This window comes from Vibrio sp. 10N.247.311.13, from assembly GCF_041467595.1.
Lineage (GTDB): Bacteria > Pseudomonadota > Gammaproteobacteria > Enterobacterales > Vibrionaceae > Vibrio > Vibrio crassostreae_C.
The window spans coordinates 1-26,472 of the sequence record NZ_JBFSUX010000012.1; the positions used below are offsets into that span (position 1 = coordinate 1).

The 26,472-nt window shown below is 42.6% G+C and carries 22 protein-coding genes and 1 other RNA gene; 13 read left to right on the forward strand and 10 right to left on the reverse strand.

Going from position 1 to position 26,472, the window contains the following annotated elements:
- The first annotated feature begins 471 nt into the window (after positions 1-471).
- Complete coding sequence (locus AB6E52_RS07400; RefSeq protein WP_102320230.1) at positions 472-795, forward strand: hypothetical protein; 324 nt, start codon at positions 472-474, stop codon at positions 793-795.
- Positions 796-836: 41 nt separating this feature from the next.
- On the opposite strand, the gene AB6E52_RS07405 is transcribed toward AB6E52_RS07400, so the two are convergent.
- The 6 genes from AB6E52_RS07405 to smpB form a co-directional block, all read right to left on the reverse strand.
- A complete protein-coding gene (locus tag AB6E52_RS07405; RefSeq protein WP_102320231.1) occupies positions 837-1,997 on the reverse strand; it encodes a GIY-YIG nuclease family protein in 1,161 nt (386 codons plus the stop codon).
- Positions 1,998-3,938 (reverse strand): DEAD/DEAH box helicase, encoded by a 1,941-nt coding sequence (locus AB6E52_RS07410; protein WP_102320232.1) that lies wholly within the window; start codon positions 3,936-3,938, stop codon positions 1,998-2,000.
- 1 nt (position 3,939) lies between these two features.
- Entirely contained in the window at positions 3,940-6,630 is a 2,691-nt protein-coding gene (locus AB6E52_RS07415; RefSeq protein WP_102320233.1) for a DNA methyltransferase, read from the reverse strand.
- Between the two features lie 83 nt (positions 6,631-6,713).
- On the reverse strand, positions 6,714-8,006 hold the full coding sequence (locus AB6E52_RS07420; RefSeq protein WP_102320234.1) for a site-specific integrase: 1,293 nt from the start codon (positions 8,004-8,006) through the stop codon (positions 6,714-6,716).
- A gap of 96 nt (positions 8,007-8,102) precedes the next feature.
- Positions 8,103-8,469: a transfer-messenger RNA gene (gene ssrA / locus AB6E52_RS07425) on the reverse strand.
- A 66-nt stretch (positions 8,470-8,535) separates the two neighbouring features.
- Entirely contained in the window at positions 8,536-9,021 is a 486-nt protein-coding gene (gene smpB / locus AB6E52_RS07430; RefSeq protein ID WP_004735156.1) for an SsrA-binding protein SmpB, read from the reverse strand.
- 119 nt (positions 9,022-9,140) lie between these two features.
- On the opposite strand from smpB, the gene AB6E52_RS07435 reads away from it, so the two are divergent.
- Both AB6E52_RS07435 and AB6E52_RS07440 read left to right on the forward strand, forming a co-directional pair.
- Positions 9,141-9,569: an SRPBCC family protein gene (locus tag AB6E52_RS07435; RefSeq protein WP_102320235.1), complete on the forward strand. Its 429-nt coding sequence runs from the start codon at positions 9,141-9,143 to the stop codon at positions 9,567-9,569.
- Between the two features lie 3 nt (positions 9,570-9,572).
- On the forward strand, positions 9,573-9,881 hold the full coding sequence (locus AB6E52_RS07440; protein ID WP_016796754.1) for an RnfH family protein: 309 nt from the start codon (positions 9,573-9,575) through the stop codon (positions 9,879-9,881).
- Between the two features lie 171 nt (positions 9,882-10,052).
- Here AB6E52_RS07440 and bamE read toward each other — a convergent pair whose 3' ends face one another.
- From bamE to nadK, 3 genes are all read right to left on the reverse strand, one after another.
- Positions 10,053-10,412 (reverse strand): outer membrane protein assembly factor BamE, encoded by a 360-nt coding sequence (gene bamE, locus AB6E52_RS07445; RefSeq protein WP_010438918.1) that lies wholly within the window; start codon positions 10,410-10,412, stop codon positions 10,053-10,055.
- A gap of 167 nt (positions 10,413-10,579) precedes the next feature.
- On the reverse strand, positions 10,580-12,244 hold the full coding sequence (gene recN / locus AB6E52_RS07450; protein WP_017059862.1) for a DNA repair protein RecN: 1,665 nt from the start codon (positions 12,242-12,244) through the stop codon (positions 10,580-10,582).
- Between the two features lie 294 nt (positions 12,245-12,538).
- Complete coding sequence (nadK, locus tag AB6E52_RS07455) at positions 12,539-13,423, reverse strand: NAD(+) kinase (RefSeq protein WP_017066747.1); 885 nt, start codon at positions 13,421-13,423, stop codon at positions 12,539-12,541.
- Between the two features lie 143 nt (positions 13,424-13,566).
- Here nadK and grpE point away from each other — a divergent pair, with 143 nt between their 5' ends.
- The 5 genes from grpE (at position 13,567) to dnaJ (ending at position 20,845) form a co-directional block, all read left to right on the forward strand.
- Positions 13,567-14,148, forward strand: a complete 582-nt coding sequence (gene grpE, locus AB6E52_RS07460; protein WP_102320236.1) for a nucleotide exchange factor GrpE — start codon at positions 13,567-13,569, stop codon at positions 14,146-14,148.
- Between the two features lie 392 nt (positions 14,149-14,540).
- Positions 14,541-15,815 (forward strand): dicarboxylate/amino acid:cation symporter, encoded by a 1,275-nt coding sequence (locus AB6E52_RS07465; protein ID WP_017062791.1) that lies wholly within the window; start codon positions 14,541-14,543, stop codon positions 15,813-15,815.
- A 256-nt stretch (positions 15,816-16,071) separates the two neighbouring features.
- On the forward strand, positions 16,072-17,109 hold the full coding sequence (locus AB6E52_RS07470) for a polysaccharide lyase family 7 protein (RefSeq protein WP_102320237.1): 1,038 nt from the start codon (positions 16,072-16,074) through the stop codon (positions 17,107-17,109).
- Between the two features lie 389 nt (positions 17,110-17,498).
- Entirely contained in the window at positions 17,499-19,412 is a 1,914-nt protein-coding gene (dnaK, locus tag AB6E52_RS07475) for a molecular chaperone DnaK (RefSeq protein WP_017059868.1), read from the forward strand.
- A gap of 284 nt (positions 19,413-19,696) precedes the next feature.
- The gene (gene dnaJ / locus AB6E52_RS07480) at positions 19,697-20,845 is read left to right on the forward strand and encodes a molecular chaperone DnaJ (protein ID WP_017059869.1); all 1,149 of its coding nucleotides are present in this window, start codon (positions 19,697-19,699) and stop codon (positions 20,843-20,845) included.
- A 186-nt stretch (positions 20,846-21,031) separates the two neighbouring features.
- Here the strand turns inward: dnaJ and AB6E52_RS07485 are convergent, their stop codons facing one another.
- Complete coding sequence (locus AB6E52_RS07485; RefSeq protein ID WP_102320238.1) at positions 21,032-21,463, reverse strand: type IV pilin protein; 432 nt, start codon at positions 21,461-21,463, stop codon at positions 21,032-21,034.
- A gap of 102 nt (positions 21,464-21,565) precedes the next feature.
- On the opposite strand from AB6E52_RS07485, the gene AB6E52_RS07490 reads away from it, so the two are divergent.
- The 5 genes from AB6E52_RS07490 (at position 21,566) to AB6E52_RS07510 (ending at position 26,286) form a co-directional block, all read left to right on the forward strand.
- Positions 21,566-22,072 (forward strand): GspH/FimT family pseudopilin, encoded by a 507-nt coding sequence (locus tag AB6E52_RS07490; protein ID WP_102320239.1) that lies wholly within the window; start codon positions 21,566-21,568, stop codon positions 22,070-22,072.
- Positions 22,053-22,685: a PilW family protein gene (locus tag AB6E52_RS07495; RefSeq protein ID WP_102320240.1), complete on the forward strand. Its 633-nt coding sequence runs from the start codon at positions 22,053-22,055 to the stop codon at positions 22,683-22,685. Before AB6E52_RS07490 ends, AB6E52_RS07495 begins: the two co-directional genes overlap by 20 nt.
- Positions 22,682-23,986, forward strand: a complete 1,305-nt coding sequence (locus AB6E52_RS07500) for a hypothetical protein (RefSeq protein WP_102320241.1) — start codon at positions 22,682-22,684, stop codon at positions 23,984-23,986. Before AB6E52_RS07495 ends, AB6E52_RS07500 begins: the two co-directional genes overlap by 4 nt.
- The gene (locus AB6E52_RS07505; protein WP_017062783.1) at positions 23,976-24,425 is read left to right on the forward strand and encodes a prepilin-type N-terminal cleavage/methylation domain-containing protein; all 450 of its coding nucleotides are present in this window, start codon (positions 23,976-23,978) and stop codon (positions 24,423-24,425) included. The genes AB6E52_RS07500 and AB6E52_RS07505 overlap by 11 nt, the downstream gene beginning before the upstream one ends.
- A 298-nt stretch (positions 24,426-24,723) precedes the next feature.
- Positions 24,724-26,286 (forward strand): AbgT family transporter, encoded by a 1,563-nt coding sequence (locus tag AB6E52_RS07510; RefSeq protein ID WP_017059875.1) that lies wholly within the window; start codon positions 24,724-24,726, stop codon positions 26,284-26,286.
- The last annotated feature ends 186 nt before the right edge of the window (positions 26,287-26,472 follow it).

The window sequence follows — 26,472 nt, forward strand, 5'->3', positions numbered from 1 at the left end:
TTTATCGCCCAAACTGGTTAAATTTTAACAGTGACATCTACCCTGCCAGATAGGGGTAATGTAAGGCAGAACTCCATTGCATAGGATTCTAACCTGCGGCCTCTTGAATTATTAACAATTCGCCTGAGGTTAAATTGTTCACCCATCAAAGCAATTCTTTTTGTTGTTGTTTGGTTCCCACAAATACTAATAATTTTGTCAGTGTTTTTATGATTTGCGTGGGTTGTTGATGTCAAATATCTCTCTCGTAGAAATAGCCCTTTGCTTTGCCATTTAACTGACTGTGTTATTACCGTCCAATTGTTCATTTTTATTGAATGTTAATTAAATATAATCAATTCATCAAATATGTTTTGAGGTGGTAGGGTTCAAGATAGGACAAATCGCTTCGCTTTTTTTTTGTCCCTCTTGTTGGGGGTACCCCAAGCCCCTTTTCATGTGGTGAATATTTTACTAGTATTAAAATAAACTATGACTGTTATTGAACAAGCATTTGAACTGCAAAAAAAACATGATTTGGAAGAGCTTTTTGAAAGAAAATTTTTTGAAGGATGTATTAAATCTGGACTAATTACCGTTTCGGAAATAGAAGAAAAAAAAGGTAGATATAACTACTTGAATAAGTTCTTCAAAATTAATAACAGCTCAATAAATTTGTATCATATTAGTGAGTCTCAATCGGAAGAAGTTACGTCTGACGTAGAGCTTGAAGAGAGGCTGTCTAACATTTTCAAGATACTATCTAAAAAGTTGATTGAATCTATTCCTGTAGATGAGTTGTATCGTTCTAATTAGGGGAGAAAAAACGGGTATCTTGCAAGATACCCGTTTATCATTTATCGCTCGACAATATCCTGAGTAACGGCATCAAAGCGATAATTGACGATATCGCCAGTAATCAGCATTTGGATCGCTTGTTTAATAGAAGGTAAGGGAGCAATAAACCATTCCCTTGGAGTATGAGCAATTCCTTTGTGGTCAGCGACTTTTACATCCAAACATGAGTTACCGAAGAAAGTATGTAATAACCCTTCGAACTTGTTTGCCTTCATGTTGTAACACTCAAACTCTGAGACTAATTGAACAGCAGCCATTAAGTAAGTTGGTTCGTTTTCAGCATTCGCGATACGCTGCTTAACTGGCGTAGTTGAATAGCCAATTTTGAAGAGGTTATTGACCTCTCTTATTTCTGGTTCAGAGCTTAATGATTTTAGGATGTAGATGTATCCAGATTTTTGGTCATCTCGGGTAATGTTGAGCAATTCATCTAGTGCTTTATCAGATTTATCCAAAATACGGCGACCAGTTTCATCTTTGTATAACTCTGTCGCAAGAGAACGCAATAACATGTCAGACTCGGTACCGTTTTCAAAAATCAGGTGTAGTCGAGCATTTACCTTACCTTTGGTTTTTGTACGCTCTTCCATATCGGAAACATAGCAAGTCACACCATGAAGGATGAAGAACATACCTTTCTGTATTTGTTGTTCACCAGTAAACTGAACGGCTTCTTTTTCGCCTGTTTTTAAATCGTCATGGCATTGTTTAAACAGTGGTTCGTACTCTTCAAAGTCTTCACACTTTTTCCGCTTAGCAACACGACTAGGCATGTTGAGCGTTTTCTTGACGTGTTTCAAAGTGAAAATACTATCCTCTGGTTGATTTAGGATACCCAACACATCATCGGCAAGAACATCATCAATTGATTCGACTTTCGGTTCTTCATAGCGAGGAAGTAGATTGTGAACATCATGTTCTGCTAAAGCCCGACAATGCTGCTCGTTGGCACGTATTGACTCTAAACTCTTGCTACGCATCAGTTCTATTGGATTGCCTCGATTCGCTTTAGGCTCTCTGTGATGCTTATCAAAAAAGTCATTGATCTGTTTAAATTTGGTCAACAAATGGTCGTCAGCCGTTGGTGCTGACGACTTAGGTTTTGTTTTTAAAATACCCATCTCATCAGATGAAATAATATCTTTTAGCCAGTCTTCCATCTATGAAGCTCCCTGAGCTGCCGCTTGTTCTTGGGCAAGGCGACGTAGATAAATGATACACTGAGCTAGTTCACGCTCTCGACCATTTCTAGAGTTGATATCAGGGTGACGCCCGGCATTCGCCTTTACAAACTCTTGAACTTTAGGCCATAAAGCCATCGCTTCTTCTTTCGTCATCTGCATTCGAGTTGCTTCGATAGACTCTTGAATAAGCTTCAGTGAGTCGGTGTTTACTGACTTAGATAGAATTTCAAAAGCTCGTTGGAATGGATTTACTTGGTCGATCAGGTCAATATGTAATTCATCAATATTGATGAACTTATCAGCCATACGCACAAATTTCTTACCACCTTCTTCTTTGATCTCAGAGGTTGAAATAGCCGAGTCAACAACAACGCGTTGGCGGATCTCTTCAACTTCTTCTTTTGATAAGTCTGGGTACTTCTTCTCAATTAACTTCGGAATAAGTACAGTATTAATTACTTCAGGGTCATGTCCCGCAGCGGATGCTTTTACAATATTATCATCTTGTAAGATTGCAGCCTTGAGGTCATCTAAATCAGTTTCAACGATCTGCTTTGTACGCTTGCTGCTTGGCTCTTTCAAGCCTCCAATACTAATCACGCCCGGTGGATTAGGATCTTTGTCTTCTGGATTTTTAGCTTTAAACTTGAAGTTAGGTGCAAGTACCTGTTCCATCAAAAGTGAGCAGGTTATCGCTTTTAGCATGTTGTTGACGGCATAGTTGACTTGATCATTGCTAGCATCAGGTTCAGCGATTAAGTTGGTAAACTGAGCGTGGGTTTTGTTGCTGCTATCACGAGTGCATCGACCGATGATCTGTACTATCTCTGTTAGCGAGTTGCGATAGCCTACTGTTAATGCATGCTCACAGAATGCCCAGTCAAAGCCTTCTTTCGCCATACCTAAAGCGATGATGATATCAATGTCATCTTCATGCTTAATGTTACGTAGGAAAGCTTGCGTAAGCTCACGGTCTTTTTCATCCCAGACTAGGTCTGCAACCTTAATCGTTTTACCATCTTCTTTGCGCTTAAGATGGATTAGGCCTGTATCTGGGTCTGTGAATAAGTGATCACCAATGATATCGAGTATAGCTGCTACCTGTTCATACTTATCATCTTTTCCTGATTCCGCTGAGTTAACGTTAGGGATGTGTATGATGGTTTTCTTGTCGGTATCCAACACTTCTTCGATGGCGGTTAAGTAATGCCCTTTATAGAAGTGATAGCCCATTCCTAGTGATTTTAAGTATTGATAGCCGTTTAATTGCTCGTAATAGTTAAAAGAAACCTTATCAAATTTCGCTTCATCTTCAGGATTTAAGACGGGCACACTATCACCACGGAAGTATGAGCCTGTCATCGCGACAATATGAGCTGAGCTGTTCTCAATGAGTGCACGAAGAACGTCACCAAGAACATTATCACCGTCCGCTGATACATGATGAAATTCATCAATGGCTAGTAGAGTGTTATTGAACGCTGTGTCTTCAAGCTCTTGGTACGCAAAGCGAAGTGTCGCATGAGTACAGATCAGGATTCGCTCATCACTACCCAAAAATTCTTTGAAGATTTTCACCTTGCTTTGATTGCTTGATGAAGTACATAGATTGTAGTGAGGGTTGATGTCCCAATCAGCAAAAAAACCATATTCTGAAAGTTCTGTATGACTAAAGGAGCCACCAATCGAGCGCTCAGGAACAGCGACGATGACTTTCCCCACACCTTGATTCATGAGTTTATCTAAACCGATAAACATCAACGCACGAGATTTACCAGAGGCAGGTGGCGCTTTAATTAGCAAATATTGACTCGCACGCTGCTCAAACGCACGAGCCTGCATAGATCGCATTCCCATTTTGTTTGTGCTGGTACTTTTACCTGTCTGGGCGTAGGTAACGTGGACTAAATCAGGCATGTTAGTTCTCTTTTATTTTCTTAAAGTAGTGAGCAATTAGACATGACAGTCTTTGGTCGTTGTTATCAAAAGCGGTCTTTGAGTAAAGAGAATCAACTGTTTTATCTAAACTAATATGGGCTTCTCGTAGATCCATTGGCATATTGTCTGGGTCATATAATTCTGAAATGCTTAGTTCTGGGTAGCTCTCTCGTATATCGAGGACATTAAACGCAGCGTCAACTACTAGCTCTTTTTCACTGGCACTTAACTCAGGAATTGGGAATGTGTTGTATGACAAAGCACTCGAGTAGCGGATATCTGATTTTAGTCGACCGGATGTAGCAAGAGTCCAAGTCAAATGCATCTTAGATGACAAAATACCGAAGATATAAGGTTCAGGATCATATAATACCTGAACAGAATGAAGGGTTATATTGTCGGCGGATAGTAAACCTACCGGAATGTACTCCCTTCTTTCCGAGGAAGTACAAGGCATTATCATCATCATCTCTCGAGCTGTGTGTCTATACCTGAATTGATGACTTCGATTGACTAACGAGCGTGCGACCTCTCCTCCAGACTCTCGGAACTCCTTTACGGACTCTATTCTACTTTTAATTGGTGGGATCTTTTGTGCTATTTCTAAGTCTTCATCTTCAATCCAGAGACACCAACGGGTTTGTCCTTTTAAGAATTCACTCCCGCCAATAAGCTGACGGATATAAGGTTTAGATTCAGGGTAGTTAGTCTCTAAGTCCACTTTTTCTTTATCTTCCAATTTAAGAAATCCACCTTCAATAGGCTGATTACCGTACTCCATTTTGGGTATCTTAGATAATGGTTTGCTTCGCTTAGCAATAAAAACAGTCTCGCTATCTGTTAAGTATGGAGATATATTTTTAGCTTCACTTTGATGAACATTATGAAACAGATATTTTTTCGACGTACTTGTGTTTCTTAAACCAATGATGACGCAAATGACTGCTGCTTTTTGCTTTGCATTGTTCGTCCATTTAAATGAATCATATGCAAAATCAATTTCAATGTTGTCATTTAGAATGTGCGGCCATAGTAAAGGTACATGTTCACCTTGTACTATTGAGTTCGTAGTAACAAAACTACACTTGGCGTTTTTGCCTGTTATAAACAGTGATGCTTTGTAGAACCATAAGGCTATATAATCTAAGCTATTTACACCTTTAACAATGCTTAAAACGCTTCTCATATCCTCTTTTTGCGTCTTGGTTTGGTTTCTAGCCCCAAGGTAAGGGGGATTACCCAAAATATATACTTCATCATCGTGCGAAGTGGGACAAACTTGCTCCCACTCTATAACGGCCGCATTTCCAGCAAGAATACGCCCGCTTTGTTTCAACGGTAGAGTTGGAGCTGTATAGCCAAATTCAGTTTCAAAAACCATATTCATTTGGTGTTCAACCAGCCATAGAGAAAGAATTGCCATTTCATGAGCAAAATCATCAAGCTCGATACCATAGAACTGATCTAGTCGAATAGATGAGTGAGATTCATCAAATAAACCCATAGCTCCAGAGTCCGACTCGCCTTCCAATTCTCTAATTCGCTTAAGAATCTCGATCTCTAGTAAACGAATTTCTTTATAAGCGATGATAAGGAAGTTACCGGATCCACAGGCAGGGTCAAAAATCTTTATACGGCTTAGACGTACCTGAAGTTTACGTAGCTTATTGATGTTATCTGTGGACTTCTCAAATTCATCGTAAAAGTCATTAAGAAATAGTGGCTCTATCACTTTCATGATGTTGGTAACAGAAGTGTAGTGCATGCCCATTTTGCTGCGAGTATCTGGGTCGGCAACACCTTGGATCATTGAGCCAAATATATCAGGGTTGATGTCTGCCCAGTCTAACTGCCCTGAATCGAGTAGCATGCGACGGGCTTTTGCATCAAATGCTGGGATTACGAGTTCTTTTTTGAACAATCCACCATTTACGTATGGGAAGCGGCTAAGGTATTGAGGCAAGTCATTACGTTGATGGCCTGCTGTATTCAGCACTTCAAATAGACGTTGGAATGTAGTGGCGACGTCAGAGCCATCTTCACTGGTATGTTGATTAAGCAAATTTGTGAATTGGTTGTCACCGAAGATCTTTGTATCTTCAGCAAAAAAGCAGAATAGAAGTCGGTTTAGGAAAACAACGAGATCATGAAGCTGTTCTTTCGAAGCGTTTGGCGGGTAGTTTAGTTCTTTGATGTGATCAAAGAAGTCGGCCATTTTCTCTGCCGCTTTTACGTCGGCAGGATTTTCACCACGATACACCATCTTTTCCATACCGGCCCAAGGTAGGAAAAAATCGAAGTGTTTGGAAAGTTGGTTTAACTCGATATCGAGAGTGTCTTGAGTCTTAGTATCAACGGCAATGAGTTGATTGAAGTCGGTTACTACAACAAAACGAATTTTATTTGATGAGGTCGTTTTGCTGTTTTTAAGTTCATCAATTTCAGCGAATAAATTGGTAGTACAAGGCTTGAAGTAAAGGTGACGTTTGAGTATCACCTCACCTGAGTTTTTCGATAGGTTACGTTCACCGGATTTGACGCGGCTGACGACAGATTTACGATGCCCATAAGCTAAAAGCAACTCATAGACAAAATCATTGCGAGATACTGATTGGTTGGAGATGTTTTGGACTAAGTCCTTTACATTTTCTTCTATTTGGACGCTGTTCATATTTTATCTAACCTAAGTGACGTTAGTTGCATTCTAATATGAAATCGATATCAAATCTTTAATCTAGCTCCGTATTAATCTCATTATTTGTAAGGTGCAATATTTGATGCGACACTTGCATTAATCAACTCGACGGCTTGTGACATCGTAGATAGATTGATGCTTTTGCCATAGCGGTCATAAGTGATGTTGTTTTGCATATGTCCAAGCAATTCCCCAGCTACGATTGCTGAGACCTCCGCATTCTTCAGTTGCGTAGCCACTGTATGGCGAAATGAATGAAAATCATGTCCACGACCAAAATCAAGCTTACTCTTCAGGCGTCCAAACCACTTAGATGCAGCGGTGCCATACCCATCACGCTCTAGCTTCAGGGAAGGGAAGAGACGTTCATGCTGAACACTGTTGATGTACTCGATAAACCCTAAATCTAGTAATTTACTGTGTATTGGAATTAACCTTCGGCTGCTGTTGTTTTTGAGATGTTGCCCCTGAAGTTTATCGTCAATTCTGATTACCCAAATTTCGTCTTGTTTAAAAATATCTTGTCGATAAAGCTGGCAAAGTTCATTTAGCCGAGCACCAGTAAACAAACCTAGTAGAGGCAACCAGTAGTAGTGGGGATGTTTGTATTTGTTCTGAGTGTGGATGTCTGTGGAGAACAGCTTTTGTAGATTAGTATGGCTGTATGCATTCTTGGCTTCGTTATCCTTGCGATTTTTCCTAAATCTCATCCCTTTAAACGGATTAATATCAGTCAATTCCATTTGTAGACACCACTCAAAGAATGATGAGCATTTTTGGATGTAATCTTTGACGCTTTCAGTGCTGAGTGTGGGGAGGTTATGTTTTTTATTAGCTTCAATGACTTGTAATCCGTTTAGTCCAGCCAGTTGTTTATGCTTTTTTGCATTAACAGGGTACTGAGTTAATAGCTTACGAGCTTCTTCGGCTTGCAGACGGCGAATGTCTCTGATGTCTTCAATATCTAGTAAGGACAGAACAATACTGCACTTGGCATAGGCCATATTTAGACTCTTTTCGCTTACTAAATCTTTTTTTGAGTCTCGGTATTTTTTCAAGCAAGTAAATGGATTTTTAGAAAGGGAGGGGCTGTTTTCTTTTGTTTTTGCAGGTAATGCAGGCTTAGCAGGTGCTATTGATGAGTCAGCGGATGCAGAGAACGGTTGGTTTGAGTCTATTGCGAGGCGAATTTGAAGCTCTAACTTGAGAGACTCTATGATGGCTTTTTGTCGGTCGCAGCTTCCAAACGACTTTTTAACCTCAGAAAGGTCAGAAAACAAGTGGCGAGACTTCGGAGGAATCTGATATCTGAAGTGCCAGTTTCCATTCGGTGTGATTTTTAGATAGCGCATGTTTAGTACCAAGTTTTAGTACAAACAGCCAAGATTTTGCGACTTTAGATAAAAAAAGGGAGGTAAATCATTGATTTACCTCCCTTTCCAAACGTTTGGTGGAGCTGGCGGGAGTTGAACCCGCGTCCAAAAATCATTCATCATTGGTACTACATGCTTAGTCGATCTTTAATTTCACCAGCAACCTGCGAACCGACACGCTAGTTAAAGGCTAACCTGAATTATAATTCGCGCTTTTCCTCTCAGGTGGGAGAAGCCACGCTAGCTAGTTTGGGTTTGATCTCTTATTGGTCCCCGTCTTACGAGCGGAAGCTAGGGTAAGAGAGCTCTGAGCAGGTTATTAAGCTGCTAGTGCGTAGTTTTCGTCGTTTGCGACTATTTTTTTGCGGCTTTTAACGTGGCCAACCGCCCCACGGCATGCACCTCAGACTTCAAAATTCCTGTCGAATCCTAAATCAGCCCCAAGTGTTATTTGCATAGTACCAGAAAAGCTTACCCTGTCTAGCACTGTGCGTTTAAGTGCTTAAAATTAACGCAAATTACTCTTCATAATTCGTGCTTTATCTCTCGCCCAATCTTTTTCTTTCATATCAGTACGTTTATCGTGCAGCTTTTTACCTTTCGCTACGCCAACTTTAATCTTCGCCCAAGAGCGAGACCAGTAAAGTGCGGTTGCGACAAGCGTCATGCCTTCACGGTTAATACGACCGATAAGGTTGTCGAGTTCTTTTCTCGACATTAATAGTTTACGGATACGTGTTGGGTTCGCCACGATATGAGTACTCGCTTGAGTTAGCGGAGTAATCGTCATACCACTGATGAATGCTTCGCCATCTCGGATGTATACGTAGCTTTCTGCGATATTGGTTTTGCCTTCACGTAGGGATTTTACTTCCCAGCCTTGTAGCTCAAGCCCCGCTTCTATCTCATCATCGATGAAATATTCGTGGCGAGCTTTCTTATTAAGCGCAATGGTATTACTACCGGCTTTTGATTTTGATTTATTCTTTGCCATAATGGCCTCATTATACGGATTGCACCCTAGTTGGGGAATCCTTTTTATTTGCGCTCTGGCCCAATACAATTAAAATTGCAGTTTGTGTTAATGTAACGCTGTCTTTAACAGGAGTCTATATGCCAAAGGTTACTCGTTCAGCATTAGTGTCGTTTAGTGCCGACCAGATGTTCAACTTGGTCAATGATGTTGCTCGTTATCACGAGTTTTTGCCAGGGTGTTCTGGTTCACGTGTGATCGAATCTTCAGATTCAACTATGGTGGCTTCGGTTGATGTCTCTAAAGCTGGTATCAGCAAAACATTTACCACATCGAACCGCTTAGCGGATGGTGCTGAGATCTTGATGGAGCTGGTGGACGGCCCGTTCAAAAAATTGCAGGGCGGTTGGTATTTTACTCCGCTCGATGAGCAAGCGTGTAAGGTTGAGCTTAAGTTGGAGTTTGAATTTTCTAGCCGAATGATTGAAATGGCATTTGGCAAGATTTTCAATGAACTGACAAGCAATATGGTCAGTGCTTTTACTCAACGAGCGAAACAGGTTTACTAAGCCATGACTATTGAATCAGATATGATCCACGTAGAAGTTGTGTTTGCGCTTCCACATGAGCAGCGTGTATTTACCTTAGTGGTAAATAAGAACGCGACCGTTGAAGAGATTATTGCGCAGTCTGGTGTTTTAGAGTTGTATCCAGAAATCGACTTGGCGAAAAATAAAGTTGGCGTATACAGCCGCAACGTTAAGTTAGATGCAACCGTTCGAGATAAAGATCGTATCGAAATTTATCGAGCACTGTTAGCCGATCCAAAAGAAATTCGCCGTAAGCGTGCTGAACAAGCGAAAGCGGCGGCTAAATCGTAATACCAAACAAATTTGAATGATAAAGAAGCTCGCATTAGCGAGCTTTTTTTCATCTGTTTGTTAGACAATACAGTCTACAGTCTCATTTGTTAGCAGATATTAAAAAGCCTGCTCATATGAGCAGGCTTTTGCGATTCTTGCTTTTGACTGGAAAGCTTTGTTAGTTGAAAGCTAGCGAAGGCTTTCGAAGAATTCATCACTGGCTTCAAAATCACCATTGATCGTCACTAAGGTGCCCGTTGCATCAAAGTTAACAACAAGATTTTTTTGAATCGAGTCTTCATGGCCTTTTGTGTGGTGGTAAATGTAGTACCACGTATCTGGGTAGCCATTTTCGATAAGCATAGGTGAGCCCATAACGTAACGAACTTGTGTTTTTGTCATGCCAAACTTGAGCTGATCGACAGCTTCCTGTTCAACATAGTTACCCTGATTGATGTCAATTCGATAAACCAACTTCTCTAATAGAGAGCAACCGGTCAACATTGTTAGTGCAAGTGGAACTGCAACTAACCACTTTTTAATTCGCATAGTTTGAGATCTTTTTTCGCTAAAATACTGCCTGATAATAAACAAGCTCCAGCAAGAAGTAAAAAGCTCCTTGCGCTTTGAGCTTGTTATGACTGGCAATTTTGAATTAAGTTGCAAAATTGCCAAGATTTTTCGGTAAATTATCAGAAAGTTGCTGAATATGTAACCTAAGCTGCGATTAATAACTCTTTTGCGTTGGCAAGCGTCGATTCGGTAATCTGGCTGCCACCAAGCAGTCGAGCAAGCTCTGAAACGCGTTGTTGCTCATCAAGCGTGTGCATTTGAGTCTCGGTTTTACCTGATTTCGTGTTCTTCGCTACAAACAGTTGTTGGTGACCGCAACCGGCAACTTGAGGTAAGTGAGTCACGCACATAACTTGTGTCGATTCGCCCAGCTTACGTAGCATTTTTCCGACAACCGCAGCGGTTGGTCCACTGATACCCACATCGACTTCATCGAAAATCAGGCTTGGTGTATCCACTTTTTGCGCTGTGATCACCTGAATCGCTAATGAGATTCGTGATAACTCACCACCAGAGGCCACTTTCGCAATCGGCTGCATCGGTTGGCCTGGGTTGGTCGAAACAATGAAGGTCACGTTATCCATACCCAATGGAGAAGGGTGTGTGTTGGTGTTGTTCACTTCAATGGCAAACTGCGCTTTTTCCATGCTCAGTTCGTGCATGCTTTGCGTGATCAGCTTGTTGAGCTCTTTTGCGTAACGAGTTCGAGATTTATGAAGCTTCTCTGATTTAGCAACGAACGATTGGTATTGGTTTTCCACCTCGTTTGCCAGTTCTTCTAATTTTTCATCAGAGCAATCAAGCGCTTCAACTTGTTGTAGTAAGTCTTGATGGTGCTTATACAGCTCTTCAGGTAACACGTGGTGTTTACGAGACATCGACATCACTTTAGAGAAACGCTCCTCAACGTAAGCCATACGACCGGGATCAACATCAATGCTGTCTAGGTATGTTCTTAACTCGTTGTTGGTTTCTTCAATCTGAATAATGGCTTCAGAAAGCAAGTTCGGTAACTCGGCCAATCTTTCATCGAGCTCAGCTAACTGAATTAAGGAGTTATTGGCCGATTGCAGAATACCAAGCGCATTAACTTCTTCGCCTTCATAAATAAGCTCGATAGCTTGCTGACAGGTTGTGGCCAGTTCTCCGCTATTGGAGAGGCGCTTATGCTCTTGTTCGAGGTCTTCATATTCTTCCTCCCCAATAGACAGCTCATTTAACTCTTTGATTTGGTATTCAAGAAGTTGTTTTTGAGCTTGGTTTTGCTGGCTATTTTCACGTAACTCTTTTAAGTGGTTATCTGCTTGTCGCCACGCTTGGTAAGCATTACGTGTTGATTTCAATAGATTCAAGTGGCCTGCGTATTGATCAAGCATGGCCATTTGGTAATCGCTTTTCATCAACTGGTGATGCGCGTGTTGACCATGAATGTTGATCAATAGTTGCCCTAGCGATTTCAATTGTGAAAGAGGGACAGGGCTACCGTTGATGAATGCACGAGAACGACCTTCTTTTGAGATGGTTCTGCGCAGGATACACTCACTGCCATCAAGCAATTCGTTGTCTTCTAACCAGCGGGTAGCATGCAGATTGTTCTCAAGTAAAAAAGCGGCACTGACTTCGGTTTTTTCTTCACCTTGTCGAACCATTCCTGCATCGGATCTTCCTCCAAGGCACAAGCCTAAAGCATCGATAGCGATAGATTTACCCGCACCAGTTTCACCGGTGATTGTTGTCATGCCTTTAGAGAGTTCTAGCTGTAAAGACTTAACAATAGCGAAATTATTAACACTTAAATGAGCCAGCATTTTTATTTACCTGTATAACTGAACAATACTGTATATAAGCTCAGTATATACTGTTTCTTTATACAGTAAAGTCGGCAGGTGAAAATTTTTTGCGACAGCTCTCAGAATTAAGCTTGTCTGTAGATCACTGAAACCGCTATAGATTCCCAACTCGGTCGTTCCTTCCTCTTGGGAATGACGATGTGGTGGATTGGCGTAAAGACAGAGATGGTGGGCTTTTAATCGGTAATAAAAAAGGCTGACGAATGTCGTCAGCCTTTCAAATTTTCGGTTACCACTGGAGCGTTTATTCTTTTAGAACAGCTTACTCGACCAGCCTAGTTTGTTACGTAGAACATGGTAGTAGTTGTAGTCTTTAGGGTGGATCAGCTTGAGTACATTCGGGCTTTGGTAAATATGGATCTCATCGCCAGGAGAAACCGGTAGCGAGATTTGACCATCACAGCTCACTTCCTGAGTTCCACGGTTATCAGGCGATACGATCAGCTTGATACGACGCTTGCCATCCACCACAAGTGGGCGGCTTGAAAGGGTGTGCGGGAACATTGGCACGAGTGAGATAGCATTTAGGCTTGATGACAGGATAGGGCCGCCGCCAGAAAGCGAGTAGGCGGTAGAACCTGTCGGTGTTGAGACGATTAAGCCATCAGAGCGCTGTGAGAAGGCGAAGCTGTCATCGATATATACTTCGAACTCGATCATGTGAGCAACTTGGCCGGGGTGCAGTACAGCCTCATTAAGGGCTGCATTGTGGCTTTTTATCTGGCCGTGACGATGAATTTCCGTTTCAAGTAAGAAGCGCTCTTCTTCCATGAACTCGCCTTTGAGTACATCAGTAAGCGCACTCTGGAAGTTTTCAGGGTTGAGATCGGTTAGGAAACCAAGATTGCCTCGGTTAACACCAATCACTGAAATGTCGAAACGTGACAAGATTCTAGCGGCACCGAGCATATTTCCGTCACCACCGACCACAATAGCGAGATCGGCGCGTTTACCTAATTCAATCAGGCTAGAAAAATGTTCTTTTGGGATGTCGTCCAAAATAGTGGCGAGTCTGTCATCAACAAACACTTGATAACCCTCAGCACTTAACCACTGATAGAGCTCTCTATGAGTCTGAATTGCTTGCTGATCTCGAGGTTTACCGATAATGGCGATGACTTCAAATGGCTTTTTCATAACGTTTCCAAACGAATTAGGCTTGAATCAAAATTCTTCATCCCCATAATAAAGGCAAGTTGAACGTCTATGCGAGTGTTTTATATCAATTTGGGGCGCAAACACGCCTGTCACTTGCATTGAAAACGAATTCTGGAGATATCATGAGCAACGAAGAAAACAAAGTAACCGAAGCAGAGCTAGATCAGATCATCGCTGAAGCTGAGAAAGTTGAAGAAGCTGAACTGAATGAAGACGCTGCTGATGAGCAGGAAGCAAAAATCGCTCAACTGGAAGCTGCACTGCTTTCTAGCGAATCTAAAGTGAAAGAGCAGCAAGATTCTGTTCTTCGCGCGAAAGCTGAAGTTGAAAACATGCGTCGCCGTAGCGAACAAGAAATTGATAAAGCGCGTAAATTCGCTTTGAACAAGTTTGCTGAAGGTCTGCTTCCTGTAATCGACAACCTAGAGCGTGCAATGCAAGCGGCAGACGCTGAAAACGAAGTGGTTAAGCCACTGTATGAAGGTGTTGAGCTAACGCACAAAACGTTCGTAGACACAGTTGCTAAGTTTGGTCTCAAAGAGATCAACCCTGAAGGTGAAGCGTTCAACCCTGAATTCCACCAAGCGATGTCTATCCAAGAAAGCCCAGATCACGAATCAAACACGGTTATGTTTGTGATGCAGAAAGGCTACGAGCTTAACGGCCGTGTTATTCGCCCTGCAATGGTAATGGTTGCTAAGTAATTGAATGGCCGTTTGCCAAGCAGTTGATTATGGTAATTGTGAAGTAACAAAATAGCGGCGACAAAATAATTCACTGGTTAACGTGAAATGAAAAGAGAGGCATAGGCCTCTCTTTTTTTATGCCTGTAACTTGAGAGTCCACGTAAATAGTCACCAATATGGCATTAAGAATGTCGTTCTTTTTATTTTATCCAGAACAATGATTTAGAGTTTTATATTATGAAACTGGTTGTTATTGAAGAAATGTTTCAATGTCACACTTGTAATGTTTTTGTAAATAAATGCTTTTAATTGTTATCTTTGTATGTAAAATCCACTGCAATATAGCGATTCTGGTCGCATATATAACTATAAAAGTACAAATTTTAAACACAACAAACTGGAGAAGAACGATGGATAAATCGCTCTCAAGTAAGATTTTTGTAGGCTTGTTTGCTGGCCTAATTATAGGTACTGCTATTCAGTACCTATTCAGCGGCATTGCTATTTTTGATACGTACCTACTCGGCGCTGCTGAAGGTGCTGGTGGTATGTTCGTATCACTTATCAAGTTGCTTGTAGTACCTCTTGTATATGTATCTATTGTTTGCGGTATCGTTGAGCTAAAAGATATTCGTTCATTTGGTCGCCTTGGTGGTAAAACCTTTGGTCTTTACATTATTAACACCATCATCGCGATTTCAGCTGCTCTAACGATTGGTCTTATTTTCCAACCGGGTGCTGGTGCGAATCTAGCGGGTACAGTTTCTGAGACAATTGCGCTTACAACAACTGAAACACCAGATATCTTCTCTCTTGTTGTTAACATCGTTCCTAGCAACCCTGTAGAAGCGTTTGCAAGCGGCGACATGCTACAAATTATCTTCATGGCAATTTTGACAGGTCTTGCTATTCAAGCGCTTGATTCTCGTGGTGGCCCAGCCATCAAGACATTCAAGATGGCTAACGAAATCATGATGAAGCTTATCGGCCTAGTAATGAGCTTGGCGCCTTACGGTGTATTTGCTCTGATGATTCAACTGGGCGCAACACTGGATGCAGACACGCTAATGTCAGTTGCTGGCTATGTGGCGCTTGTGGTTGCAATGCTTGTGTTCTGGATTTTCTTCTTCTACCCAATGATGGTTGGTTCATTCACTGGTATTTCTCCAAAGCAGTTCCTACGTGCAACTCGTGAGCAAGTTCTATTCTCACTATCGACGGCAAGTTCGAACGCGACGATTCCAGTAACAATGCGCACTCTAACGGACAAACTGAACGTATCTAAGTCAGTGGCAGGTTTCGGTGTACCACTGGGTGCAACAATGAACATGTCTGGTGTATCTATCTACATCGCACTAGCAACTATGTTCGTAGCAAACGCATTCGGTCAGCCAATCAACACTGCTGACATCTTCACTCTAGGTCTAACTATCTTGCTACTGTCTATCGGTGCTGGTGGTGTTCCGGGCGGTGGTGTTGTAATGGTCGGTGTTTTATTGCACCAACTAGGTTTGCCACCAGAAGGTCTAGCGATTGTTGCTGCTGTTGACCGTATCTGTGACATGTTCTGTACTTCTTCTAACGTTGTTGGTGATACTGCGGTTAACACTATCGTTGCTAAGTCTGAAAACGAAATCGGCGTTGAAGCTAACGAAGAAGCTGAGCTAAAGAAAGCAGAAGCATAATTCTTAATTAAGATTCGATAATTAGAAGCCCCGCTCAATGAGAGCGGGGCTTTTTTGTTTCTGATGATAAGTGCTTTGGGCTATCTGATAACTTAGCTAAAAAGATCTTTGATTGGTGTTAAGTCTCATTTTTTCTTTTTACTCGTGCCGAATTGGCCATCAGTTTTCAATCTTTAATATAGATCACATATAATAATACAATATTATTTTATTGTTCTGACAACCTACATTATGACGACATAAAGGAAACCCAATAATGAAGCTGTCTTACCTTAGCCTACTGACTGCCAACCTTTTAGCCGCTCCCGCTCTTGCTTCTAATCACGATATTGGTCAACAGTTCAATCTTGACCCTGCAAAAGCACCAGCACAAAACTTCGATTTATCTAAATGGAAAATTAACTTACCGGAGCTGACGACTGAAGGGTCTAGAAAAGGTAAAACGCTGGAGATTGGTAAAAAGGAACTGTCGAATGTAGACACGCCTTACGTTCACCCTAAATGGTTCTACACGGATGCCGAGTCTGGTGCGATGGTGTTTGTGGCTCCGAATACAGCTCCAACGACGCCAAACAGTAAAAACACGCGCAGTGAGCTAAGAGCGATGCTAGCGGATAGCTACTCTGCGCCGAGCAACAACTTCGCGATTTCAAGCCATAAGAACGCGGAAGAGTTTGGCTCTATCGGTGGCCAGATGACGGCAACACTTTCTGTTGATCAGGTGAGCACCAGCGGTAACTATAAGAAAACCGGTGCATTCTCTGTGGTTATTGGTCAAATCCATGGGTCGGATAATGAACCTCTGAAAATTGTTTACCGCAAGTTGCCAGAACATGAGCATGGTTCGTTAACGTGGAACTATGAGTTAAACCCGCCGACAGAGATGAAAAACGCGAAGGATGAAAACGGAAAGAAACTTCGTAAAGACATTCGCCATGATGTATTTGGTCAATACAATCTGAAAAAAGGCAGCTCGGACCCTGCTGATGGCATCAAGCTAGGTGAAGTGTTCTCATACGATGTGAATATCAAAGATAACATCATGCACTTAACCTTTACTAAGAATCCAAACTCAGCCGATCCTATTGTGAAGACGTATGATGTTGATTTGGCTAAGGGTAAGTATCAGGGGCATGATATCGACCTTGGTTATGGGCAGGACTGGATGTACTTCAAGGCGGGCGCATACAATCAATGCAACACTAAGAAGTCGAGCTCAGCCTGTGAATGGCGTGGTATGGAAGCGGGTGATTACACTCAAGCGAGCTTCTACCAGTTAGTGCTCAACCAATAATATGGCTGAATCAGTCACCATTTGAACAATATTTAACTGATTAATATCTATTTGAAAAAGACCTTCCACATGAAGGTCTTTTTTTATGGCATCTGGAATAGGGTTGAGGTTTCAATGTGGCGACAAATGCGAGAGTTTCTCAACATTGGAGCCTTAATTGGCAAGGGATCGGTCACTTTTTACCTTTATGTAAAAAGATACGGGAAAAAATAGATTTTTTTTACTTATTCCCTTGAAAACCAGTTTGCAGCCCTTATCTATGGTGCATACGAAAGCAAATTACATTTGCACTTAAATTTTGTGTATTAGGGTTGAATCCCTGATTACCGCCCCCCACATATGTGGGTATAGCAAAAAACTAATATAGATTATATTTCGGAGATAGCCTGATGGGTCGAATCATTGGTATTGATTTAGGTACTACTAACTCTTGTGTTGCTGTTTTAGACGGCGACAAACCACGCGTACTAGAAAATGCTGAAGGCGAACGCACAACAGCATCGGTAATCGCATACACTGACGGCGAGACGCTAGTTGGTCAACCTGCGAAACGTCAAGCAGTTACTAACCCTCAAAACACGCTATACGCAATTAAGCGTCTAATCGGTCGTCGTTTTGAAGATGAAGAAGTTCAACGCGATATCGAAATCATGCCTTTCAACATTGTTAAGGCTGACAACGGTGATGCATGGGTTGAAGCGCAAGGCCAAAAAATGGCTGCTCCTCAAGTATCTGCTGAAGTTCTTAAGAAAATGAAGAAAACAGCTGAAGACTTCCTAGGCGAAGAAGTAACTGGCGCAGTAGTAACTGTTCCTGCTTACTTCAACGATGCTCAACGTCAAGCAACGAAAGATGCTGGCCGTATCGCTGGTCTAGATGTTAAACGTATCATCAACGAACCAACTGCTGCTGCTCTAGCTTACGGCCTAGACAAGCAAGGTGGTGATCGCACTATCGCTGTATACGACCTTGGTGGTGGTACATTCGATATCTCTATCATCGAAATCGATGAAGTAGAAGGCGAGAAGACTTTCGAAGTTCTTTCAACTAACGGTGACACTCACCTTGGTGGTGAAGATTTCGATAACCGCATGATCAACTACCTAGTAGATGAGTTCAAGAAAGAGCAAGGTATCGACCTTAAAGCTGATCCACTAGCAATGCAGCGTGTTAAAGAAGCAGCAGAAAAAGCGAAAATCGAGCTTTCTTCTACTACTCAAACTGACGTAAACCTACCTTACGTTACTGCTGATGCGACTGGTCCTAAGCACATGAACATCAAAGTGACTCGTGCGAAGCTTGAGTCTCTAGTTGAAGACCTAGTTCAACGTTCTCTTGAGCCACTAAAAGTTGCTCTAGCGGATGCTGACCTATCTGTAGGCGAAATCACTGACGTTATCCTAGTTGGTGGTCAAACTCGTATGCCTATGGTTCAAGCTAAAGTAACTGAATTCTTCGGTAAAGAGCCACGTAAAGACGTGAACCCTGACGAAGCTGTTGCAATGGGTGCTGCTGTTCAAGGTGGTGTACTAGCTGGTGACGTTAAAGACGTTCTACTACTAGACGTTACTCCTCTATCTTTCGGTATCGAAACGATGGGCGGCGTGATGACTAAGCTTATCGAGAAAAACACAACTATCCCTACTAAAGCGGATCAAGTGTTCTCTACAGCTGAAGACAACCAAAACGCAGTAACTATCCACGTTCTTCAAGGTGAGCGTAAGCAAGCGACTTACAACAAGTCTCTTGGTCAGTTCAACCTAGAAGGTATCCAACCAGCACCACGTGGCATGCCACAAATCGAAGTAACATTCGACCTAGATGCTGATGGTATCCTGAACGTATCTGCTAAAGATAAAGCAACAGGTAAAGAGCAGAAGATCACTATCCAAGCATCAGGCGGCCTGTCTGAGGAAGAGATCGAAGCAATGGTACAAGAAGCAGAAGCTAACAAAGAAGCGGACAAAAAGTTCGAAGAGCTAGTAACTGCACGTAACCAAGCTGACCAAATGATTCACGGCACTAAGAAGCAAGTAGAAGAAGCTGGTGAAGCTCTACCTGCAGACGAGAAAGCTAAAATCGAAGCGGCTATCACTGCACTAGAAGAAGTTAAGTCTGGTAACGATAAAGAAGCTATCGACGCTAAAGTTCAAGAACTTATGCAAGCAGCTCAAAAGCTAATGGAAATTGCTCAACAGAAAGCTCAAGCTGAACAAGCTGGTGCTGACGCTGGTGAACAACCTAAGCAAGACGACGATGTTGTAGACGCTGAGTTTGAAGAAGTTAAAGAAGACAAAAAATAATTTCGTCGCAGAGTAGCCTGATTTCGTTATCGGAAGTGTCCACCTACTAACGTAGGCTCCGCGCTTCCACTTAGGACTCAAGCTATCTGCTTAGAAATTTGTCTCAAAGACTTATTATTGCGGGCGTCAGAGGTAACTCTCACGCCCGTAAATTTGTATTTAGACTTGTCGATCTAGATAATAGCTTTATTCGGCATTTCAGCCGGCAGAACTTTTATCTAGATTGATACACAGACTACTGAAGTGATCATTCGGTAGTAGCAATTATTTTGGTGACCTAGAACATGTCAAAACGTGATTTTTACGAAGTATTAGGCGTAAGCCGCGATGCATCAGAGCGCGATATTAAAAAAGCGTACAAACGCTTAGCGATGAAATTCCACCCGGACCGTAACCAGGGTGATGAGACCGCAGCAGATAAGTTTAAAGAAGTAAAAGTAGCGTACGAGATCCTAACCGATTCTCAAAAGAAAGCAGCTTACGACCAATACGGTCATGCAGCCTTTGAACAAGGTGGCATGGGCGGCGGCGGTGGTTTCGGCGGCGGTGGTCAAGGTGACTTCGGCGATATCTTCGGTGACGTATTTGGCGACATCTTCGGCGGCGGTCGTCGTGGTGGCGGTCAACAGCGTGCACAACGTGGTTCAGATCTACGTTACAACATGGAACTTTCTCTAGAAGAAGCGGTTCGTGGTGTTTCTAAAGAAATCGAAGTACCAACACTTGTAGAGTGTGATACTTGTGACGGCAGCGGCGCGAAAGCGGGTTCTTCTGCACAAACGTGTGGCACTTGTCATGGCCACGGCCAAGTACAAATGCGCCAAGGTTTCTTTGCGGTTCAACAGACTTGTCCTACTTGTAACGGTAAAGGCAAGATCATCAAAGACCCATGTAACTCATGTCATGGTCAAGGTCGCAAACAGAAGACGAAAACACTTAACGTTAAGATCCCTGCTGGTGTTGATACTGGCGATCGTATTCGTCTATCTGGCGAAGGCGAAGCAGGGGAGCAAGGCGCTCCAGCTGGCGATCTGTACGTACAAGTACACGTAAAAGAGCACAACATCTTCGAACGTGACGGCAACAACCTTTACTGCGAAGTACCAGTAAGCTTCTCTATGGCTGCTCTAGGCGGTGAAGTTGAAGTTCCAACACTGGATGGTCGTGTAAACCTTAAGGTACCAGAAGAGACACAAACGGGCCGTATGTTCCGTATGCGTGGCAAGGGCGTGAAAGGCGTTCGTGGTGGCGGTGTGGGTGATCTAATCGTTAAGCTAGTGGTTGAGACTCCAGTTAAGCTAAGCGCTCGCCAGAAAGAATTACTGCGTGAATTCGAAGAAACCTGTGGTGGTGAAGCGGCAAGCAAGCATAAGCCAAAGTCTGAAGGTTTCTTTAGCGGCGTTAAAAACTTCTTCGATGACCTAACTAAGTAATCAATTTATTGATGTCTTAGGTTATTGATGCCTTGAGTTTTTAATGATTTAAGTTATTGATAAAGTTGGAAAAGCCTGCTCGTTTAGCAGGCTTTTTTGTATCTGTAGATCAGGGGAAAAGAAGCTCGAGAAGAAAGAGTCGAGATTTATCAGATAAATTCTAGAGCCCTTTGGTGGTTGCTCTTGTTACTTCCAACACGTTTCTGGCTCCGAAATACCCGAGTGGTGCAATTCCAACTTATCGGTATTCGAGTCAAAACATTCATCATTTACTTGTTGCGAAAGCGGTTCCGCTTGAATTGAATAGGTGGTGCTACTCGCAGAGATCGCTAGCGTGTATCGGCTAGTATCGGTATCGCAAAACAAGCATGTCCCTCCTGAAATAATATTCTCCGCTGCCGACGCATAGTTCCCTGTGTATAGAGTTTCTATCTCCAGTTGCATCTTGGTTAAGTCGGCCATCGCTGTAACTCGATGTGCCTTGATAACATGGTTGGTATAACTTGGATACGCAATGGCGCCGAGTATCCCCACGATGGCGACAGCGATCAATAATTCGATCAATGTCATTCCTCTAATGCTTAAGTTGTTGTTGTTGCATATATTTCTTCGAATCATCGCGAGTAGTTTCCTTTCATATCTCTGCCCATTTTTCTCTGGTGGTAGCATCGGTGCAAGATTAAATGCAGTTGCGCATTGAGTTACATAGGAATTTGGGAAATGACTCGCGGGTTTACTTTATTAGAGCTGTTAGTAACGGTATCGGTGCTGTCGATACTGATAGCTGCGGCTGCCCCGAGTTTTAGTTCGGTTACTGAAACCGTCAAGATGCAGCGACTCGCCGGAGAGTTGAATGGTTTTCTCATTCAAGCCAAGTCTGAATCGGTTAAAAGGAACCAAGATCTGTGGGTGCATTTCTCTATGGATAAAAATGAGGTGCAATCTACCGGAGAGTGGACTGTGCGGTTAAAGCCTACGGAGGATCTTTCTGGAGAAACATTACTGATGTTGTCAGGCGAACCGTTTCGAGATGTATCGTTTTCCCATAATTACACAGGTGCAAGAATCAGTTTTGAGAGTGTAAGGGGAAGGCCAGCCAGAGGGACGATTTATCTTTCTCCAAACACAGCGTCCACAGACAGATTGTTGGTTAAATTATCCAGCCCTCCTGGGCGAATTAAGGTGTGCGGTGAGTCGAGTGCGCAGTATGGCTATGATGCGTGTTAGACCGATTGTGGTAGCGCCTACTAAACAGCAAGGCACATCATTAATTGAGTTAATGGTGGCGTCTGTGATTGGTGTGTTTGCGATTTCGATTATTGGCAGTGTCTTTATAACAGGGCAGAGAATTGCCAAAGACAAAGGCATTGAATTACTACTGCTGCAAAATCTAACCAGTACCATGCAGGTCATGAAAGAAGATATTCAACGAGCGGGCTACGATGGATCTAATGGTTATTCAATCAAGTTGTCTGGCGCGAGTAACACCATCCAAGTGAGTGGCGGTGTGGCGGTGGGTTTTGTTTACTTCCGAGAGGGTTCGAGCGCAAGTAAAGATCACCGACATATCGTTTACCGTAAGAAAGGTACTCGACTACAAATATGTGAAAAAGGCACGCTTGTTAGCGAGGATCTCCTTTCTTTCAATGAAGTAACCGGATGTTATTCGCTGTTTGATGACAGCCTGATCGAGGTGGACGCATTTAGCGTTGATGCTCATCTGTTAGAGCAGAACTCTATTAAAACCACGCTTACCGATATCAGTATTACGGCCTCAATTCCAACCGCGGGTGTTTCTAAGTCGGTTTCGGTTTCCGTTAAACAGAGGAACTGGCAATGATGATGTTTAGAAAGCAGCGTGGTGTGGTGACTTTATTGATTACATCTGTGCTTTTAATTGGTGCGCTGGTGGTGACGCTAGGTTCATACCGCAGTGCTTTTCATCAGATCAAAGTGGCTCAAAATGAGGTCGAAGGTCGCAAAGCCCACTGGCGATCGGAAGGTGGCTTGGAGTGTGGCTTCACTTACATCGCTGAAAATGATCTGACAGCTATTCCCAATGATTTAATGGATTATTGTCAGCAGTCGAAAGTCGTTACGTTGGGATCAGAAGCACTCACGCCAAATATATTGGTGTCGAGTTCTGAGTCTTTATCGCTGAACAAAGAGATTAGTTTTGTAGACGCTTCGGGATTAGGAGTAATGCAAACCAATTCGAGTTTAGAATTTATTTCTGATCACAATATCGATATTAATCCTGATATTGCTCTTACTGCTGTTGATGGTATTAACGAGTGTGTATCGGTTCGATTTTTAGATAGTGTTATCTATAAGCAAAAGGGAGGAGGACGTTTGAAGACCATTACTCCAGAGTCACCTCCTTTTTCTACGTTTGAGTCTTGCCAACAAACCACCAATATTAGCAATGATGCAACCATCGACTCCGTTGGGGCGCTGCCTTCAAACTCTTTTCAATCAGATTTCAAATTCGATCCGGATATCGATACGTTCTCTAATTATTTTGGCGTGCCAAAGACGTCAGAGAACATTGACCAAATTAAGCTTGATTATCATGTTATAGACCTTATTGATCGGACAGTTGTCCCCCCTAAGCATATTGACTTGGTTGATGGTGAATATGAAGGAAATAAGTGTAGCAAAGCCATTAATGATGCCTTTTCAAGTGGGGAGAATAAGGTATGGGTTATAGGTGATTGCGTCGTTTATTCACCTGCGATTAATGTAGTTGAACCTATCCCAGGGGTTATTACGCCTCGCTCTTTAGTGATTCAGGACGGCATCGTTGCGAATGGTAACGCGAGCGTATTTGACGGGGCTTTTTATCATCTAAATGATATGACCGTATTCGATAACACTAACTCTCCCGATACTGATACCGACCTACTGAGTGGTTTGTGGGCTAAAGTTCCAGATACAATTCCTATTACTGATTTAGTACAGAGTAATTCGGTTTATATTGGATTTGCTTCTTTTTTCCCTAAAGGAGGGATGTTCTTTGATTCTGTTGGTGGGTTATCGACAATTCAGGGTTCAATCAATTTGGATTATACCGGTGAATACAACCCTCATAGCACTCCTTTAAAAGCGAAGTGGAAGCGAGGATCATGGAATGATTTCTAAGAACTCAGGTTTTAGCTTGATAGAGGTTCTTATCTCTTTTCTGTTGATTGGCGTTGCCTCACTAGGGCTGGTTAAATTACAGGTCTACGCTGAACAAAAATCGGATTTTGCGCTCCACAGCGTAGAGGCGCTGCATTTTGCTGAAAGGCAGATGGAGTATTATCGAACTCGGGCGTCTAATGCGAGTGGGGCGGTAGGTTTAATTCCTTTTTCAGAACTAAACCAGGCGAGTCATTGTCTCAACACAGCAAGTTCAGATCCTTTATCCGGTTTGTCGGGGTCTGCCTATGCCATGACTTGTGAAGTGACTAATGCAAACGGTGCTCTGTCTAGCGCATTAAAAAGCATTACTGTCACAATTGCATGGCAAGATCGTATGAACCACGCACAAAGTATTTACCTCGAAACTATGCTCTCCAAATACAGTGAGTTTGATTGACCCTCAAGCAAACGTTTACTGCATGCCAAGGCTCATGCTACCCCTTTTACTGATAATTTTCACTCCTCGGACATTGTTTACGTGCTAGTTAAAACTCTGTATATGGAATGGTGTTTTTTATGTTTTTATATTGTTGTGGTTGTATGGTATTTTTGCAAAATATTTCTCCATTTATGGAAAATTAGGTGGAATCTTGTGCTTTTTAACAACGACTTTAATAGAATATGTGCTGTACCAATAGGCCGTGGTCAAAACTTATATTAGGCCTAAACAAAACAACATCACATATGGAGTTACAATGAGTAACCAAGCCGTAAAAAAAGCACCATCGACTGAGAAGATCAGTGGTATGGACCGCTTTCTAAACTTCATTGAACGCGCCGGCAACAAAATTCCAGATCCAGCAATCCTGTTCTTCTGGGCTCTAGTTATTGTATGGGTAGCATCTGCACTTTTATCGAATCTTTCATTCGACTTAATCAACCCTCAAACGGGTGCTGCTCTTGAAGTAAACAACCTACTAACTGGTGAAGCGCTTGCTAGCTTCCTAGCGAATATGGTTACCACGTTCACAGGCTTCGCACCTCTAGGCATCGTACTTGTTGCTATGCTAGGTGTTGGCGTTGCAGACTCTTCAGGCTTCATTACGACTGGCCTTAAGAAGATGCTTAACTTCACGCCAGCTAAGCTACTAACGCCGATGCTAATCTTGGTTGCTATCGTGTCTCACACAGCAGCTGATGCAGGTTACGTTCTAGTAATCCCTCTTGGCGGTATCATCTTCCACGCTGCGGGTCGTCACCCTCTAGCGGGTATTGCAGCAGCGTTTGCTGGTGTATCAGGTGGTTTCTCAGCGAACTTTATCCCTTCAGGTATTGATCCGCTACTAGCTGGTTTCACTCAAACAGCGGCAAACGTTCTTGACCCTGCATATGTGATCAACCCTCTAGCGAACATCTTCTTTACTGGTTTGTCTTCAATTCTAATTGTGGCAATTGGTTGGTACGTTACAGAGAAAATTATCGAGCCTCGTCTTGCTAATACGCCTGTAGATGAAGATGCAGAACAAGCACCTGATCTAGGTACGTTCACAGCCATTGAATCTAAAGCATTCAAATTCGCTGGTTGGGCAATGGTTGCCGGTATTGGTCTGCTTATCGCGGCTCTAATGCCTGAAAACTCAGCACTTCGTTCACCTGAAGGCGAATTAACGGCGTTCTCAGCACCAGTAATGAAGTCTATCGTTCCTCTGATCTTCATCCTGTTTATTATTCCGGGTATCGTCTACGGCCGTGTAGCGGGTACATTCAAGAATAGTAATGATGTTATCAAAGCAATGTCTGAGACGATGGCAACGATGGGCGCATACATTGTAATGTCGTTCTTCTGTGCTCAGTTCCTATCTGCATTCGCTCAATCAAACATCGGTACTATGCTGGCACTTTACGGTGCTGAAGGCTTGAAAGCGATGGACCTTCCAGGTGAAGCAACGGTTGTTGGTATGATTCTACTAACGGCTGCAGTTAACCTTCTTGTTGGTTCAGCTTCAGCTAAGTGGGCACTGATTGGTCCTATCCTAGTTCCAATGCTAATGGTTGTGGGTATCTCTCCTGAGCTATCTCAAGCGGCTTACCGTGTAGGTGACTCAGTGTCTAACATCATCTCTCCACTAATGGTGTTCTTCCCACTGGTTGTTGTTTACTGTCAGCGCTACGTTAAGTCGACAGGTATCGGTACTCTAGCTTCTCTAATGATGCCATTCTCGATTGCGATGTTAATCGGTTGGTCTATCTTCTTGCTAGCTTACTGGGCTCTTGGTATCCCACTAGGTATCCAAGCACCTTACACTTACACAATGTAAGATTGAACTAAGCAAAACTAAGCTTTATTCATTGCTAAGCCCGCACCGAAATGTGCGGGCTTTTTTTCGCTATTTTTTCCGTTTTTTATATCCAAAACTTTCTATATCCAAAACTTTTTATATTCAAAACTTTCTATATCCCAAATAAACGCACTCAGCTTATACTCCGGATTACGGCTAATTGTT